This is a genomic window from Leucobacter sp. HNU, assembly GCF_047946755.1.
Lineage (GTDB): Bacteria > Actinomycetota > Actinomycetes > Actinomycetales > Microbacteriaceae > Leucobacter.
In genome coordinates, this window is the sequence record NZ_CP178837.1 from 588,331 (window position 1) to 604,536 (window position 16,206).

Here is a 16,206-nt window from a genome sequence, read left to right on the forward strand (position 1 = left end):
TGCACGCTGTCGGGGATCCGCGGGGCCTGCGGCGCAGCAGCACGATGACGGGGATCGCGCCGACGAGCAGGGCCAGTGCCGAGGGGACGTCGACCGAGCCGACGAGCCCGGGAAGGGTCGCCGCCGTCGCGCGCGCCGCCTCGACGCCGGGCGGCAGCAGCAGCGACACCGCGAACGCCGGCGCCACCACCGCGACGGTCAGCGGGTTCGCGAGGCTCGACGCCACGGCCATCGAGGTCCCGGCGCGGCGCATCAGGGGGACCGTCATCACGCTGCCGCCGACGCCGAGGAACGCCGCGACGGCGCCGATGCCGAATCCGAGCGAGTCAGGGACGCCGGCCTTCCGCGCCGGCGGCGGCGCGGCGCTCTCGGCCGGGCGCGTGGGGCGCAGGAACCCCGGGCGCAGCAGGAGGTCGGCGATCGTGATCGCGACGTAGGCCACGAAGCCCCAGCGGATCAGCCACTCGGGCGAGAACCGCCCCGCTGCCGCACCGACGGCACCGCCCGCGGCGAGCAGCGCGACCAGGAGCCCGCGTCCGCGCAGGCGAGCCAGGGTCCGCCGGTCGGTCGAGACCGTCGCGACGATGCCGTTCACGAGCATGACGAGCGCGGAGGTCGCGGTGGCGACGGGGAGCGCACGGGCACCGAGATCGGCGTCGAGGAGCGCGATCACCGGCACGGCGACGAAGCCGCCGCCGAAACCGAAGAGCGCCGTCGTAACGCCGACGGCGATGCCGATGAGGACGATGAGGGCGAGGGAGGCGAACACCGTTCCAGTCCATCGCCGACCGGCAGATGTCAGCAATCGAAGGTCGGACACTCTTCTTCGTGTTCCAGCCAATTCGAGCGTAGGGTGGCTCCGTGCTCAACGGATCGCTCGAAGCCCTCGACCGGCTCCCGGTCGACGTGCTGCCGATCGGGACCGAGTACCCGCCCGACTTCCTGCTGGCCCGGCACGCGCATCGCCGGGCCCAACTGCTGCACGGCGTGCACGGGGTGATGAGGGTCGACACCGACGACGGATCCTGGGTCGTCCCGGAGGATCGCGCCGTGCTGATCCCGCCCGGAACGCCGCACGAGGTGCGGATGGACGGCGTGACGACCTGGAGTCTCTACATCGAACCCGCGGCGGTCCCGTGGTGGCCGATCCGCTGCACGGTGGTCGAGGTGGGTGCGCTCCTGCGGGAGCTGCTGAGCGAGGCCAGCCGGCTCCCGGTCGACTACGACGTCTCGGGGCGCGACGGCGCGGTGATCGGGCTGATCCTGCACGAGCTCCGCGCCGGAGCGCCGCTGCCGTTCCACGTGACGGTGCCCGCGGAGGAGCCGTTCCGCGCGCTCTGCCGCGCGTTCCTGAGCCGTCCGGACCTCGCCGTGACGAACGACGAATGGGCGGCGAGCGCGGCGATGAGCGGTCGGACGTTCGATCGTCGGTTCCGGGAAGCGGCCGGGGTCTCGCCGGCCGCCTGGAGGGCCCGGGCGCGACTGCTGGCCGCACTGCCGATGCTGGAGCGGCGCACGGTGACCGAGGTCTCGGCGGAGCTCGGCTACGCGTCGCCCGCATCGTTCACGGCGGCCGTCACCCGGGCGTTCGGCCTGCCGCCGTCCCGGCTGCGCCCGCGATCCCGAGCGTGAACCGGCGAATGCGGGACGGGTTCGGACACGAGGATCGCGTCGAGCTGCAGCGCAGGGCCGCGAGCGTCCTCAGCCGGTGGCCGAGGAGCGACCCCCGCGCGGCAGGCGATACCGCTCGAACGCGATGCCGGGTGCGAAGCGGCGGAGCTCGGCGAGCTCCGCGCGGATCGGAGACGCGAGCTCTGGGAAGAACGGCGTGCCCCCGCCCAGGATCACGGGGCAGCGGAGCAGCCGGATCTCGTCGATCATCCCCATGCGCAGCGCCTGACCGGCGAGATCCGCGCCGCCGATCGACACCGTCCGGCCGCCGGCCTCGCCCAGCGCGCGCTCGATCTCCTCGCGGAGCGGGGCGTCCGCGAGCCGCGCGCACCCCTCCACCCGATCGACGGTGCGGCTGAACACGGTCTTCGGCAGCGCCGCCCAAACGTCCGCGAAGTCGGCATTCGCGGGAGTCGAGCGCAGCGCGGGATCGGTCTCCCAGACGCGCATCGTCTCGTACAGGCGCCGACCGAGCAGGTACGCGCCGAGCGATCGCACGTGATCGAGCTGGAAGGCGAAGAGCTCCGGACTCGGTGCGCCCCAGTCCAGGCTGCCCGAGCGGTCCGAGATGAAACCGTCGAGCGAGACGCTCATCGAAATGGTCAGCATGCTCCGATGGTGCGCCTGCTCCGGCCCGTGCGCAACCGCAGGGATCCGCCCGCGAAGCTGAACGCCCGCTGTGAACCCGGGGGAGCCGCGTCACGATCCGCCCCGATTCCCGTGTTACCTCCGTATGCCCAAACAGGACTCAACAGGGGGAACGATGCAGCAGGTACGACGGAACACACGGCGAACACCGGGGAACGGGGGACGCTCAGGCGGGTTCCTCCGACTGAGCGGTCTCGCGGGAGCGCTCGCGCTCGCCGCCGGGCTGCTGGGGCTCTCGGCACCGGCCGTCGCGGCGCCGGTCGCGGCGGCGGCACCGACCGTGACCTACCCGAGCGCGATCTCGAACATCTCGATCGCGAAGGACAGCGGCGGATCCGGCTCGCTGAACCAGTGGGAGCAGGTGCGGATCTCGGCCGACTGGGCCGTGCCGAACGGCGCGCAGGCCGGCGAGACGTTCGGCATGGCGCTGCCGCAGGAGTTCAGCCGCTATGGAACGGGCTCCTTCGAGCTCGCGGATCCTGCGACCGGCGCCGTGATGGCGACCTGCCAGGCGAGCGACGGATACGGTCCGCAGGTCGTGTGCACGCTGACCTCGGCGGTGAACGGCCTCGAGAGCGTCGGCGGAGCCTTCTGGATGCAGGGGATCGCGACGCAGTCGACCACCAGCAGCACCGTCGAGTTCGAGGTCGGCGGGAAGGTCGAGATCGTCGACCTGCCCGGCGGAGGCGGGATCACGCCGGAGGACCTCACCGAGCCGGACCAGCCCTATAAGTTCGGCGGTGCCACCGCGAAAGACGGGCGCATCGAGTGGGTCATCGGGATCCCGCGCAGCTCGGTCGCAGCGGGCGCGTTCACGGTCACGGACGCCCTCGACCCCAAGCAGGAGAACCACAGCTACACGGGTGAGCTGCAGCTCAACCAGCGTCCCGTGCAGAACGGCCAGTTCGTGGGCGAGTGGACTCCCGTGGACCCCGCTCGCTACTCGGTGAAGTTCGCGCCCGACAACAAGTCGTTCGAGTTCTCGGCCCAGGGACTGCCCGCGGACGGCTTCAGCTACCGCCTGAACTACTTCACCCAGGCCGACGGGCAGGTGCTCGAGGGCGACGTCTTCGGCAACACCGCGACGGTGCAGGACACGACCACGTCGTCGGACTTCACGGTCAAGAACGAGGGCGGTGGCACCGCGAGCGGCAAGCAGTTCACCCGTTTCACCGTCGTCAAGCGAGTCGACGGGGCGCAGGCCGCCGTCGCACAGGAGCAGAGCTTCACCGTGAAGTACTCGGTCAAGGGAGCGAACGGAGCGCCGAAGACCATGACCCTGCGGCCCGGCCAGCCGGTGAAGAGCGACCGCGCGCCCCTCGGTTCGACCTTCGTCATCGAAGAGATCGATCTGCCGAAGGTGAACGGCGTCGACTGGGGGACTCCCGTGCTCACGGGGCCCGGGGTGCAGGCCGTCGGCAGCGGGGTCTACGAGGTGACTCCGGGCACGGCCGCGGGTGTCGAGCTCGTGCTCACGAACGTCGCGAACCCGGTCGTGCCGCCCACGCCCACGCCGCCGGTTCCGACGGTGCCGCCCACGACGGTGCCGCCCACCGCCTCGACTCCGCCCACGACGCCGAAGCTCGCGACCACGGGCGGCGCTGCGCTGACGCCGTTCTGGGCCGCGGGGGCGGCGGCGATCGTGCTCGGCCTGGGCGCGACCGGGATCGCGCTGCGCCGGCGGGCGAACTCCGAAAAATAGTCCGCGGATCGGGAATGCCGCCGCGGGGGACCCCGTTGCCATGTATGCATCTGGATAGAAATCTCGGAAGGATCGTCATCCTATGACCACGTACAACGTCGGGTTCCTCGTCGGCAGCATCTCCTCGACCTCGATCAACCGGCGCCTCTCGAAGGCGCTCGTGAAGCTCGCGCCGCAGGCCGATCTGCACCTCACCGAGATCCCCATCGCCGGTCTGCCGTTCTACTCGGCCGACCACGACGCGGAGATCCCGGCCGAGGCCGCCGAGTTCAAGCGGGCCATCGAGGCCTCGGACGCGATCATCGTGATCACCCCCGAGTACAACCGCTCGGTGCCCGGTGTGCTGAAGAACGCGCTCGACACCGCGAGCCGGCCCTGGGGGCAGAACAGCTTCGCGGGCAAGCCGTCCGCGGTCATCGGCGCATCGATCGGCGCGATCGGCACCGCGGTCGCGCAGCAGCACCTGCGCTCGATCCTGTCCTTCCTCGCCTCGCCCGAGCTGGCTCAGCCGGAGGCGTACCTCCACATGACGGAGGGCCTCATCACCGAGGACGGCGAGGTGACCAACGAGTCGACCGCGGACTTCCTGCTCTCGTGGCTGAAGGCGCTGCACACGCACACCGCGAAGACCCTCAGCCCGGTCGTCTGATCGGAGGACGCGAGGGGCCGGCATCCGCGGATGCCGGCCCCTCGGTCGTTTCCTGAACCGTTCCCGGAAGCCGGGCGGTTCCCCGCTCGGGTCAGGCGGCCGGAGCGTCCGTGCTCTGCCAACCCGTGGTGACGTCCACCCAGTCCTCGGCGCCGCTCAGGCGCTGCAGTTCGTCGATCGGGATCTCGACCATCGAGCTCGGCGTGCCCGCGGCCGGGTAGACGCGGTCGAACCGGCGCAGCGACGCGTCGAGGAAGATCCGCGCGCGATCGTGCGTCGCGAACGGGCAGACACCCCCGATCGGGTGCCCGGTCAGCTCCGGCACCTCGTCGCCGCGCAGCATGCGGGCCTTGCCGCCGAAGCGCCGCTTGAACCGGCCTCCGTTGACCTTCGCGTCGCCGGCGGCGACGACGAGTACGGCGCGGCTCGGATCGCTCGGGTCGGTGAACCCCAGCGTCTTCGCGATGCGCGCGGGCTCGGTGCCGAGCTGCTCGGCAGCGAGCTCGACCGTCGCGCTCGAGCCAGAGGTCTCGACGATCGCTCCCGAGAACCCCAGCTCGTCGAGGTGCGCGCGCACGCGTGCCGTACCCATCTTCACCGCTCCCGCACCACGCGGCCCTCGTCCCACACGGGGACGGGGGACTCGACGACCTCGCCGTCCTCCTGGAAGATCCAGAAGCGGTCGAAGTCGCGAGAGAACCAACGGTCGTGCGTCACCGCGATGACGGTGCCGTCGAATGCGCCGAGCGCCTGCTGCAGCGCCTCTGCAGACTCGAGGTCGAGATGGTCGGTGGGCTCGTCGAGCAGCAGCAGAGTCGCGCCGCCGAGCTCCAGCAGCAGGATCTGGAATCGCGCCTGCTGGCCCCCGGAGAGCGAATCGAAGGTCTGCTCGGCGGCCTGCGCGAGCTCGTAGCGCGCCAGCGCCCGCGCAGCGGCCTCGCGGTCGCGGCCGGCGCGGTGCTCGTCTCCGCGGTGCAGGATCTCGAGCAGCGTGCGGCCGGCGAGGTCGGGGCGGCGCTGCGTCTGCGCGAACCACCCGGGGCGCACGCGTGCGCCGAGCCGCGCGACCCCTTCGTGGGCCACGGGCTCGATCGGCAGATCGCCGACCGGCTCGTGCTCCACATCGGGATCGGTGCCGCCAGCGGCCAGCAGGCGCAGGAAGTGCGACTTGCCCGAGCCGTTCGCGCCGAGCACCGCGATGCGGTCGCCGTACCAGGCTTCGGCGTCGAACGGGAACATGAGATTCGTGAGCTCCAGCTGCTCGCAGACGACCGCGCGCTTGCCGGTGCGCCCGCCGGAGAGGCGCATCTCGAGGCGCTGCTCTCGCGGTTGCTCGTGCGGCGGGCCGACCGCCTCGAAGCGGGCGAGCCGGGTGCGCGCGGCGCGGAGCCGCGAACTCATGCCGTCGTTGTAGGCGGCCTTCTCCTGGTACATGAGCACGAGCGCCTTCAGCTTGGCGTGGTCCTCGTCCCAGCGGCGGCGCAGCTCGTCGAGCCGCTCGAATCGCGCCTCCCGCGCCACGTGGTACGTGGCGAAGCTGCCGGGGTGGATCCACGCCGTGCTGCCGAGGGCCCCGAGCTCGAGCGTCGCGATCGCGGTCGCGGAGCGGGCGAGAAGCTCGCGGTCGTGGCTCACGAAGAGCACGCTCTTGTCGGAGGCGCGCAGCTGATCCTCGAGCCACCGCTTGCCCGGCACGTCGAGGAAGTTGTCGGGCTCGTCGAGCACGATCAGCTCGTCGGGGCCGCGGAGCAGGGCTTCGAGCACGAGCCGCTTCTGCTCGCCGCCCGAGAGCGTCTCGATGGGCCGCGTCGCCGCGCGATCGAACGGGATGCCGAGCGCTGCCGTGGTGCAGACGTCCCAGAACACTTCGACGTCGTAGCCGCCGGCCTCGCCCCACGCGGAGAGCGCGTTCGCGTAGGTCATCTGGGAGGTCTCGGTGCCCTTCTCGAGCATGTTCCGCTCGGCGCGGTCCACGCGCTCGGCGGCCTCGCGGATCCGCGGTGCGGCGACGCCGAGCAGCAGCTCACGCACCGATGCGCCGGTGATGAACTGCCGCATGACGCCGAGACCGCCGGATCGTGCGACGGCACCCTCGTCGGGAGCGAGCTCGCCGAGCGCGATGCGCAGCAGCGTCGACTTGCCGGCGCCGTTCGCGCCGATGAGCGCGACGCGCTCGCCCGCGCCCACGCGCAGCGACACGTCGTTGAGCAGGGGGCGGCCGTCGGGGAGTCCGTAGCTGATGCCGGAGAGATCGAGATGGGCCATCTGTCCACGCTAGCAAGTCGAAGATCGGTGCGAGCAGTGGATCGCGATTTCGGCACGGCTGCTCACTGCGATCCCTCGGCGTCTTCGGTGTTCGCGACCGAAGATTCCTCAGAGGAGTTGAGGACTCCGTGCCGATCGGTGCTAGCGTGGGAAGCCTTGCGCACGGGTGCGAGGAAGGGAGCGCCGCAATGCCGGACGATCGAGAGCGGGATCCGGACCCCCGCGGGGTGCTCGACCTCCGCGGGGTGACCTTCCGCCGCGAGGGCACCGAGATCCTGCACGGGATCGATCTGCGGGTGGACCCGGGTGAGCGATGGGCGCTGCTCGGCCCGAACGGGGCGGGCAAGAGCACGATCCTGGCCTTCTGCGGGGCGGTCGAGCACCCGACCAGCGGCACGGTCGATGTGCTCGGCCGGCGCATCGGCCGTGTCGAGCTGCAGGCGCTGCGCCGCGAGATCGGCCACGTGAATCCGCGGCACGCGGTCCGATCGGCGATCACCGCGCGCGAGGTCGTGCTGACGGGGTTCACGGGCACCGTCGAGCGCGTGATGCGCTGGACTCCGGAGCGAAGCCAGGTCGAGCGGGCGGACGCGATGCTGGAGCTCGTCGGTCTGGAGAACCGCCGCGAAGTCGTCTGGCCCACCATGTCGCAGGGGGAGCGGGGGCGCGCGCTGATCGCCCGGGCCCTCGTATCGGATCCGAGGCTGCTGCTGCTCGACGAGCCCACCACGGGGCTCGATGTCGCAGCGCGCGAGCAGTTCCTGGAGACCCTCGACGATCTCTCCGAGCACCATCCCGAGCTCACGACGGTGCTCGTCACCCACCACCTCGAGGAGCTCCCGGCATCGACCACTCACGCGGTGGTGATCGCGCACGGCGCGATCGTCTCGGCCGGGACTGCCGCGGAGGTCGTCACGACGGAGGTCATCTCGCGGGCGTTCGAGCACCCGATCGAGGTGACGCGCGAGGGCGGGCGCTGGGGCGCGCGCGCCAGGCGGCGGGAACGCGCCGCGAACTGATCGCCGCGGCATGCGGGGACGTGCGGATCAGCCGGCGCAGCTGCGGTACGCGTAGTCGGCCGAGCCGGGCGTCGTGAGGTCGTGGTCGCGCAGGATCATGGTCGGCGGCCGGTCGGCGCTCGCGCACGCATCGTCGAAACCGGCCTCGCCGATCTCGTCGGTGTACTCGATGTCGAGCACGACGTCGTAGACCGCGGTGTAGGCGCCGCACTCGTCGAACTCCGCGCAGGACTCGGTCACGGCGAAGTCGTACCCGAGGCCGCGCAAGCGCTTCGATTGGTCCGCGGTGTTCTTCTGACCGATGGCGAGGCCCGAGTCGTGCGCGATGCGCGCGTACTCGGCCGCGAGGGCGAGGTTGTCGTCGCGCTGCAACGCGCCCTCCGAACGCGTGTACGAGTCGAGGTTGTCGATCTCGACGGCGTCGTAGCCAGCATCGGCGCAGCCGACGATCCAGGCGCCCACGAGGTCCGAGAGCGCCCGCCGCTTCGCCGCACTCGACGTGTCGAAGAGGAACTCGTCGGGCCAGCCGGGATCGGCCAGCGGGCCGCCGCCGTGCTGCACCAGCAGCTCCGGGTGCTCGGCGGCGAGGCGCTTCGACGCATCGGGCTGGGTCTGGAATCCGTTCACGTAGCAGATGTCGTACCCCGCACCGGCCGGCTCCGCCGTGCGATCCCGGGCGATCGTGGTGGCGCCGGGCGGCGGCGCGTAGGGACCGCCGAGCTGGTAGTCGAATCCCGCCGCCGGGTCGGGGAGACGGACCTCGGAAGCGGCGGCGCAGCCGACCGCACCCAGCACCGCCACCGTCGCGACGACCGCGAGCGCGATCCGGGGCGCACTCGCGAAGCGCCGTTCGAGCATCGGGACTCCTACCGCTCGGCGAGCGCGATGCCGGTCACGGGGCCCGGCAGCACGGCGATCTCGTCGACCGCACCGCTCGCGAGATCGACGGCGCTGATCCGACCCGACAGATCGGCGACGTACACGACCGCGCGGGCGCGGTCGACGGCGAGGCCGATCGCCTCGTGGAATCCGCGCGCGAGGATCTGCGGCGGCTCGCCGGCCTGCCCGGGCGCCGGGATCCGCGCGCGGTTCAGCGTATTGCCGTCGGGGTCCGCGCCGCGGTCGGTCCAGTAGAGCATGCCGGCAACGAGGTCCAGCTCGAGGTCGATGGGTTCGGGCAGCTGATGCCAGAGCGTCTCGATGTCCGTGCGGGAGCGCGCATCCGCGCCGTGGGGGAGTTCGAGCCCCGCGCGGAAGATCCGACCGAGTCCGCCCTTCGCGGGGCCCTTCTGCGTCCAGTAGAGGTACCCGCCGACCGGATCGACGGCGATGCCGACGCAGGGCTCCTCCGCGGCGGACGGGCCTGCGCCGTCCGTGCGCACGAGCGCGGTGAGCCCCGATCCATCGGCCTCGCAGCGGTAGATGCCCCGGCCCTCGCGATCCGACCAGTAGAGGCGGCCGGTGCCCGGATCCCGCGTCAGCTGCTTGCCGGTGGTGAACGCTCCGCGGGCGACGAGCTCCCGCGGGGTGCCGCCCGACAGCGGGACCGCGTGCAGCGACCCGTTGCGCTGCTCGAAGCTCGGCTCGCGACCGGGTGCGGAGCCCGGATCGGGGCGTCCCATGAGCGTCACCGCGACCTCGTCCTGCCCGGGGAGCACGACGATGCCGTCCGGGCACTCATCGGCGAGGTCGGCGAGGCGCGTGACCTCGCCCGAGGCCGGATCGACGCGGTGGACGCCGCCCGGATACAGGGTCAGGGCGAGCAGCTCGGGAGCCCGCTGCTCGCGCTCCACCGTCTCCGCGACGGCTGCAGTGATGCGGTCGCGCCGCGCTGCGCGGGCCGCATAGGAGTCGGCCGTGCCGTAGCTCGCCTCGACGGCCTCGACCAGCCGGGCGAGGTCCGCGGGGTCGCCGCTCGGGCGCTCGAGCTCGATGCCGTCCAGTGCGGCGCCGACGTGCTCCATGATGTGGCGGAGGCCGCCCGGGCCGCCGCCGAGGTGGCTCGCCTCGAAGACGCCGATCGAAGCCCATCGCAGGCCGAGGGAGTGCTGCACGATCGCGTCGAGGTCGGCCGGCTCGACGATGTCCTGCTGCACGAGCCACATGGCCTCGTCGAGCACCGCCTTCTGGATCCGGTTGCCGACGAATCCCGGGATCTCGCGGGCGAGGGCGACGGGGCGCTTGCCGAGCGTCCGGTAGACCTCGACCGCCCGCTGCACGATCTCGGGCCGGGTGGTGGGTGCCGGCACGATCTCGACGAGCGGCATGATGGCGGGCGGATTGTAGGGATGCCCGACGACGATCTGCTCGGCCCGCGCGTTGCCCTCGGCGAGCAGGGACGGCAGCAGCGAGGAGGTGGAGGACGAGATCACGGCGTCGTCGGTCGCGGCCGCGGCGATCTCGGCGAGCAGCGAGCGCTTGACCTCCAGGCGCTCGGGGCCGTTCTCCTGTACGAAGGCGGCGCCGCGCACGGCGTCCGCGATGTCGCCCGCCACGCGGTAGGGTGCGTCCTTCGGCACGGCGTCGGGGGAGACGTCGAAGACGGCGACCTCCCAGCCTGCCCGGTGGAACAGCTCGGCCCAGGACAGGCCGATGACTCCGGCTCCGATGATCGCTGCGCGTGCCATGTTCGCTCCTTCTTCTCGTGGGTCAGGCGGCTCGGCCGTCGGTTCCTCCGCCGACTCGGCGGGGGAGGCCCCGGACCGCGGCGAGCACCGTGTCGCGGCGGAGCCGATCCGGGTCGTCGACGAGGGGCCCTGCAGCACGGCGCCGACATGGGCGGCGATGACCACGCGGGTCGCCTCGTCGGCGTCGACGAGCTCGCCACCGGGCCCTGCCATGCGGACGACATAGGGGGTCAGACGACGACGCATGTCCTCGGCGTGCTCGTGCAGCGCGTCGGCCACGGCGCCGTCGTGCGGCGCGCGCAGGGCGAAGGCCGCGCGCAGCGAGTACCAGTGGGCGTCTGCGGGCACCGCGGAGAGGAACCGGTCGACCGCGTCCTCGACGTCGTCGCCGTCGGGCGCCGGGTCCAGTGTTCCGATGGCGGCCAGCAGATCCTCGGTCTTGGTCTCGTACAGCGCGAAGAGCAGCTCGTCGATCGACGCGAAGTTCGAGTAGAAGGCGCCGCGGGTGAAGCCCGCCCGGCGGCAGACCTCGTCGATCGCGAGTCGGGTCGTGCCGGCCTCGGCGGTGAGCTCGGCGGCGGCCTCGATGAGTCGTGCGCGGGTGTTCACCCGCCGTCGCAGCTGCTCGGTCATCTTCGCCTCTCGTCGCCCTCGCGCACCGGGACAATCGGTGTCATACTGGGTTTAATACATAATGTACTCGATTTGAGTGGAGAAGGCACCATGAGTTTCGCGCTTCCGTCCGGCATCGCCGACCGTCCCGTCGTCGTGATCGGAGGCGGCACGCTCGGGCGCCGCATCGCCGCGGTGTTCCGCAGCGGCGGCGCGCCCGTCCGCCTGGTCGACCTCTCGGCCCAGCAGCGCGCGGCCGCCACCGAGTACGTCGAGGCCACGACCGACGAGCTGCGGGCGAAGCTCGACCCGGCCGCGGTGCGCGACGTGCGCCCGTTCGAGACCTTCGCGACGGCCGAGGAGGCCGTGCCCGGCGCGTGGCTCGTGATCGAGGCGGTGCCCGAGCGGCTCGACATCAAGGTGCCGCTGTTCGGTCAGCTCGACCGCATCGCCGATGCCGATGCGCTCCTCGCGACGAACTCCTCCTCCTACGCCTCCAGCGAGCTGCTCGCCGAGGTCGATCACCCGGAGCGCGTGCTCAACATGCACTTCGCGATGCCGCCCGCGAGCATGGCGGTCGAGCTCATGGGGGACGGAGCGACCGCGGACGGTGCGCTGGAACTGCTCGACCGCGAACTGCGGGTGTTCGGCCTGCTGCCGTTCATCGCCCAGCGCGAGAGCGTGGGCTTCATCTTCAACCGCATCTGGGCGGCGATCAAGCGCGAATCCCTCGCGGTGGTCGCCGAGGGCGTGAGCACCCCGGCCGACGTCGACGGCATCATGCGGGCCAACATGGGTCTGGCCGCCGGGCCGTTCCAGCTCATGGATCAGGTCGGACTCGACGTGGTGCTCGACATCGAAGAGCACTACCTCGCGGCGTACCCCTGGCTGCCGACGGAGTCCCGTGACCTCGTGAAGTCGTACGTCGACGCGGGCAAGCTGGGGCGCAAGAGCGGCGAGGGCTTCTACGCCTACGGAGCGGAGGCGGACGCGGACTGATCGCGCGGGCCGCACGGCCGCACCGCCGCTGTTAGCGTTGGCGCATGGAGCAGAGCGAGTACCGCACGCAGCACGTCGAAGGGCCGCTGACCCGAAACGCCATCTTCCTCGTCGCCCGCGTGAGCGATGACGACGGGGCCGCCGGCATCGTGCGCGAGACCCTCGCGGGGCTCCAGGACCTGGTCAAGACTGTCGGGTTCCGAGCGCCGCGGGCGCGGCTGTCGTGCACGGTCGGCGTCGGCGCGCGGGCCTGGGGATCGGTCGTCGGCGGTGCCCCGCCGGCCGAGCTGCACCCCTTCCGCGAGATCTCCGGCGCGGTGCACACGGCGGTGGCCACGCCGGGCGACGTGCTCCTCCACATCCGGGCCGACCGCGAGGACCTCGCGGTCGAGCTCGCCCGCCTCGTCCTCGCCGAGCTCGGCGCGGCCGTCTCGGTCGTCGACGAAGTCTCCGGGTTCCGGTACTTCGACTCCCGCGACCTGCTCGGCTTCGTCGACGGCACCGCGAATCCCATCGGCCCGGACCTTCCCGCATCGGCGATCGTCGGCGACGAGGATCCGCGCTTCGCGGGAGGCAGCTACGTCGTGGTGCAGAAGTACCTGCACGAGCTCGCCGCCTGGCAGGGCCTGAGCACCGGCGAGCAGGAGGCGATCATCGGGCGGACCAAGGCCGACAACCTCGAGCTCGACGATGCGGCGGACGGCGCGCAGCAGGCGCACAAATCGCTCGCGACGATCGAGGACGAGCACGGGGAGCACGACATCGTCCGCGACAACATGCCGTTCGCGCGCCCGGGGGCGGGCGAGTACGGTACCTACTTCATCGGCTACTCGCGGCACCTCTGGGTGATCGAGCGCATGCTGGAGCGCATGTTCGTCGGTGAGCCGGCGGGCATGCACGACCGGCTGCTCGATTTCTCGACCGCAGTGACGGGCAGCGCCTACTTCGTGCCGACTCCCGAGATGCTGGTGGCGCTCGGCGACTGAGCCGCCGAGCGCCGGCTCCGCGCGACCTCAGCCGCGCGGAGCCGGCGCTCCGGGACGCCGTTCGAGGCGCCGCAGCAGGAACCGGTAGGTGAGTGCGCACGCGCTCAGCACGAGCGCGCCCGTGAGCACCGGGGTGAGCAGATACCCCCAGCCCTCGTGGGCGAGCATGATCGCGATCGGGGTGCCGCCCGCCGGCGGATGCACGACCCGTGCCGCGGCCATCCCGGCCATCGCGATGCCGACCGCGAGGCCGAGGCTCCACCACGCGGTCGGCAGCACGGCGTGGACCGCGAGACCGCACAGCGCCGAGAGCACGTGACCGCCGACCACGTTGATCGGCTTCGAGAGGGGCGCGTCGGGCAGGAGGAAGACGAGCACGCAGGATGAGCCGAACGCCGCGATCAGGATCGGCGTGCCCGCGAGATCCCCGCCGATCCCCAGCGCCGCGATGGTCAGCGCGCCGGCCACCGAGGCCCCGACGATGGTGTGCCAGGGGATCGCGGGCTGGGTCGGGCGCACCCGGGACCACAGCGATGGTCTCCGGGCGCGCCGCTCCTCGGAGGTCAGGCCTGCTCCTCGTCGGCGCGCGTCGGCTGCTGCGCGTACGAGTGCGCGCCCGTGCCGCGGTAGCCGCCGCCCTCGACGATCAGGTACTCCGGACGGATCGCCTCGCCGGCGAACCAGCGCTCGAGGATCTCCCGTGTGCCCGCGGCATAGCGCGCCTGGCCCGAGAGGGAGGTGCCCGAGGTGTGCGTCGTCATCGCGTTGTGCGGCATGGTGCGCCACGGGTGATCCGCGGGGGCCGGCTGGGGGTCCCAGACGTCGCCCGCGTAGCCCGCGAGCTGCCCGGACTCGAGCGCGCGCACGATCGCGTCTCGGTCGGCGATGGCACCGCGGGCCGGGTTCACGATGTAGGCGCCGCGGGGCATGGTGGCGAGCAGCTCGTCGTCCAGCAGGCCCCGCGTCTCGTCGGTCAGCGGGGCGTGCACGGTGAGCACGTCGACCTCGCGCACGAGGCTCTCGATGCTGTCGTGGAACGTGAGACCGTAGCGCTCCTCGTACTCGAGGGGGAGCCGGAAGCGATCGGTGTAGCTCAGGCGCACGCCGAACGGCGCCAGCCGCTCGATCACCGCGCGGCCGATGCGGCCGGCGGCGAAGACGCCCACGCGCATGCCCTCGAGATCGTACGAGCGGGAGACGGCGTCGGCGATGTTCCAGCCGCCCTCCTCCGAGATGCGGTGCTGAGTCACGAAGTCGCGCACGAGCACGAGCACCTGCATGACCGTGTGCTCGGCGACGCTGATGCTGTTGCTGTAGGTCACCTCGGCCACGGTGATGCCGCGCGCGTTCGCCGCGTTGAGGTCGGTGTGGTCGGAGCCGATGCCCGCGGTGATGACGAGCTGGAGCTTCTCGGCCCGTTCGATGCGATCGGCGGTGAGGTATGCGGGCCAGAAGGGCTGCGAGATCACGACGTCGGCGTCGGGCAGCTCACGCTCGAACACCGAATCGGCGCCCTCCTTGTCGCTCGTGATCACGACCGTGTGGCCCTCGGACTCGAGCCAGCGCTTCAGGCCGAGCCCTCCCGAGACGGAGCCGAGCAACTGGCCCGGCACGAAGTCGATCTCCTGCGGGTCGGGCAGCGTCGCGCCGCCCGGGTACTCCGTGATCTCGGGAACGGTGTCGCGCGCATACTCGGGCGGGTAGCCGGTGACCGGGTCCGGGTAGAGGACGATGAGAACTTTTGCCACGGTGTCTCCAATTCCAGGTGGGGCGCCTGGGGTGCGCCCCCTCGCTTTCCAAGCTACGACTGGCGATGAACCGGCCACCACGAACCAGGGATTGCCGCAATACAACGCCTGGTTGTGCGTAGACTGGCGACGTGTACAGTGCCCGCCTGCCCGACCTGCGTGCGCTCGAGCTGCTCGAAGCGATCGCCCGCACCGGATCGATCACGCTCGCGGCGGCCGAACTCGGCGTCACGCAGCAGGCTGCGTCGCTCCGGCTGCGGCGCCTGGAGCAGCGGGTCGGACGCGAGCTCGTGGTGCGGTCGTCGCGTTCGTCGCGTCTCACGGGGGACGGGTTGGCCATCCTCGGTATCGCGCAGCCGGTGATCGCGGCGGCCGTCGCGATGGACGAGGCGCTGGAGCTCCTGCTCGACGCCGAAGAGCGGGTCGCGGTCGCGGCCAGCCTCACCGTCGCCGAGCACTTCCTCCCGCAGTGGATCATGTCCTACGTGCGCAACGGTAACGAGGTCGGCTCCGTGCGAGTGCGCGCGACGAATACGCGCGAGGTCGTGCGCCTGGTATCGGACGGCGAGGCCGACCTGGGATTCGTTGAGGGCAGCGAGCCGCCGCCAGGGCTGCGCCACGCGTTCCTCGCCGCCGACGAGCTGGCCGTCTACGTGTCGCCCGCGCACGAGTGGGCCCGCGGCCGTCGGGTGAGTCCCTGGACCCTGGCGTCGACCCCGCTCGTCACGCGGGAGGCCGGGTCGGGATGCCGGTCGGTGCTGCTCGTCACGCTGCTCGCGCACGGCGTCGAACGCGAGCGATTCGCGGCCCCGGCGCTCGAACTGCCGAGCAACACCGCGGTGCTCGAGGCGGCCGCGGCGAACGTCGCGCCCGCGGTCATCAGCACCCGGCCGGCGCAGCCCTACCTCGACGACGGCCGGCTGGTGCGGATCGGGGTGGGACGCATCGCGTTCCACCGGGAGCTGAGCGCGGTCTGGAGGGCTGGACAGGAACCCGCTTCTCGGCCGGCCCGCGAGCTGCTGCGCGCGGCCCGCGAGTCGCGACCCCTCGCCTGACCCGCGGCGGTTCCACGCCGCCCGAATCTTCTGCATATCCCTGGAAAGCCGCGCTCTCCAGGGATTTTTTGTGCGCATGATGTGCTTCTCGCGGGCTCGGAAGCGGCTCGGGCTGGACGGGGAAATCGCGTGTGCTAGGTTGATCTGACGTAGGTAAGGGTCGCCTAATATTGGCGACGACCTGCGCGCCGGCCGCGCCGGCCGGCGCCCGCGCACCGCACCCGA

General features: G+C 71.8%; 14 protein-coding genes and 1 pseudogene. 7 read left to right on the forward strand and 8 right to left on the reverse strand.

Going from position 1 to position 16,206, the window contains the following annotated elements:
- Nucleotides 1-100 precede the first annotated feature (100 nt).
- Nucleotides 101-820 (reverse strand): annotated as a pseudogene (locus AB3K78_RS02825) (TSUP family transporter); the annotation flags it as partial.
- A gap of 41 nt (nucleotides 821-861) precedes the next feature.
- Between AB3K78_RS02825 and AB3K78_RS02830 the strand changes: the two are divergent.
- Nucleotides 862-1,632: an AraC family transcriptional regulator gene (locus AB3K78_RS02830; protein ID WP_416445989.1), complete on the forward strand. Its 771-nt coding sequence runs from the start codon at nucleotides 862-864 to the stop codon at nucleotides 1,630-1,632.
- A gap of 69 nt (nucleotides 1,633-1,701) precedes the next feature.
- Here AB3K78_RS02830 and AB3K78_RS02835 read toward each other — a convergent pair whose 3' ends face one another.
- Entirely contained in the window at nucleotides 1,702-2,280 is a 579-nt protein-coding gene (locus AB3K78_RS02835; RefSeq protein ID WP_416445991.1) for a dihydrofolate reductase family protein, read from the reverse strand.
- Nucleotides 2,281-2,434: 154 nt separating this feature from the next.
- Here AB3K78_RS02835 and AB3K78_RS02840 point away from each other — a divergent pair, with 154 nt between their 5' ends.
- Both AB3K78_RS02840 and AB3K78_RS02845 read left to right on the forward strand, forming a co-directional pair.
- Nucleotides 2,435-4,021, forward strand: coding sequence for an Ig-like domain-containing protein (locus tag AB3K78_RS02840; protein ID WP_416445993.1), 1,587 nt, complete (start codon nucleotides 2,435-2,437; stop codon nucleotides 4,019-4,021).
- An 82-nt stretch (nucleotides 4,022-4,103) separates the two neighbouring features.
- Nucleotides 4,104-4,670 carry an NADPH-dependent FMN reductase gene (locus AB3K78_RS02845; protein ID WP_416445995.1) on the forward strand — a complete coding sequence of 189 codons (567 nt, stop codon included), beginning with the start codon at nucleotides 4,104-4,106 and terminating at the stop codon, nucleotides 4,668-4,670.
- A gap of 91 nt (nucleotides 4,671-4,761) precedes the next feature.
- Here AB3K78_RS02845 and AB3K78_RS02850 read toward each other — a convergent pair whose 3' ends face one another.
- On the reverse strand, nucleotides 4,762-5,262 hold the full coding sequence (locus AB3K78_RS02850; protein WP_416445997.1) for a YbaK/EbsC family protein: 501 nt from the start codon (nucleotides 5,260-5,262) through the stop codon (nucleotides 4,762-4,764).
- Between the two features lie 2 nt (nucleotides 5,263-5,264).
- Complete coding sequence (locus tag AB3K78_RS02855) at nucleotides 5,265-6,935, reverse strand: ABC-F family ATP-binding cassette domain-containing protein (protein WP_416445999.1); 1,671 nt, start codon at nucleotides 6,933-6,935, stop codon at nucleotides 5,265-5,267.
- A gap of 188 nt (nucleotides 6,936-7,123) precedes the next feature.
- Here AB3K78_RS02855 and AB3K78_RS02860 point away from each other — a divergent pair, with 188 nt between their 5' ends.
- On the forward strand, nucleotides 7,124-7,954 hold the full coding sequence (locus AB3K78_RS02860; protein WP_416446001.1) for an ABC transporter ATP-binding protein: 831 nt from the start codon (nucleotides 7,124-7,126) through the stop codon (nucleotides 7,952-7,954).
- Between the two features lie 27 nt (nucleotides 7,955-7,981).
- Here the strand turns inward: AB3K78_RS02860 and AB3K78_RS02865 are convergent, their stop codons facing one another.
- A complete protein-coding gene (locus tag AB3K78_RS02865) occupies nucleotides 7,982-8,812 on the reverse strand; it encodes an endo alpha-1,4 polygalactosaminidase (RefSeq protein WP_416446003.1) in 831 nt (276 codons plus the stop codon).
- An 8-nt stretch (nucleotides 8,813-8,820) separates the two neighbouring features.
- Nucleotides 8,821-11,214: a 3-hydroxyacyl-CoA dehydrogenase NAD-binding domain-containing protein gene (locus AB3K78_RS02870; RefSeq protein ID WP_416446005.1), complete on the reverse strand. Its 2,394-nt coding sequence runs from the start codon at nucleotides 11,212-11,214 to the stop codon at nucleotides 8,821-8,823.
- A gap of 90 nt (nucleotides 11,215-11,304) precedes the next feature.
- Between AB3K78_RS02870 and AB3K78_RS02875 the strand changes: the two genes are divergently transcribed.
- Nucleotides 11,305-12,192 (forward strand): 3-hydroxyacyl-CoA dehydrogenase family protein, encoded by an 888-nt coding sequence (locus AB3K78_RS02875; RefSeq protein ID WP_416446007.1) that lies wholly within the window; start codon nucleotides 11,305-11,307, stop codon nucleotides 12,190-12,192.
- 44 nt (nucleotides 12,193-12,236) lie between these two features.
- Entirely contained in the window at nucleotides 12,237-13,178 is a 942-nt protein-coding gene (locus AB3K78_RS02880; RefSeq protein WP_416446009.1) for a Dyp-type peroxidase, read from the forward strand.
- A 27-nt stretch (nucleotides 13,179-13,205) separates the two neighbouring features.
- Here AB3K78_RS02880 and AB3K78_RS02885 read toward each other — a convergent pair whose 3' ends face one another.
- Both AB3K78_RS02885 and AB3K78_RS02890 read right to left on the reverse strand, forming a co-directional pair.
- Complete coding sequence (locus AB3K78_RS02885; protein ID WP_416446011.1) at nucleotides 13,206-13,697, reverse strand: HPP family protein; 492 nt, start codon at nucleotides 13,695-13,697, stop codon at nucleotides 13,206-13,208.
- 44 nt (nucleotides 13,698-13,741) lie between these two features.
- The gene (locus AB3K78_RS02890; protein WP_416446013.1) at nucleotides 13,742-14,926 is read right to left on the reverse strand and encodes an NAD-dependent formate dehydrogenase; all 1,185 of its coding nucleotides are present in this window, start codon (nucleotides 14,924-14,926) and stop codon (nucleotides 13,742-13,744) included.
- A gap of 131 nt (nucleotides 14,927-15,057) precedes the next feature.
- Here AB3K78_RS02890 and AB3K78_RS02895 point away from each other — a divergent pair, with 131 nt between their 5' ends.
- A complete protein-coding gene (locus tag AB3K78_RS02895; protein ID WP_416446015.1) occupies nucleotides 15,058-15,981 on the forward strand; it encodes a LysR family transcriptional regulator in 924 nt (307 codons plus the stop codon).
- Nucleotides 15,982-16,206: the final 225 nt, after the last annotated feature.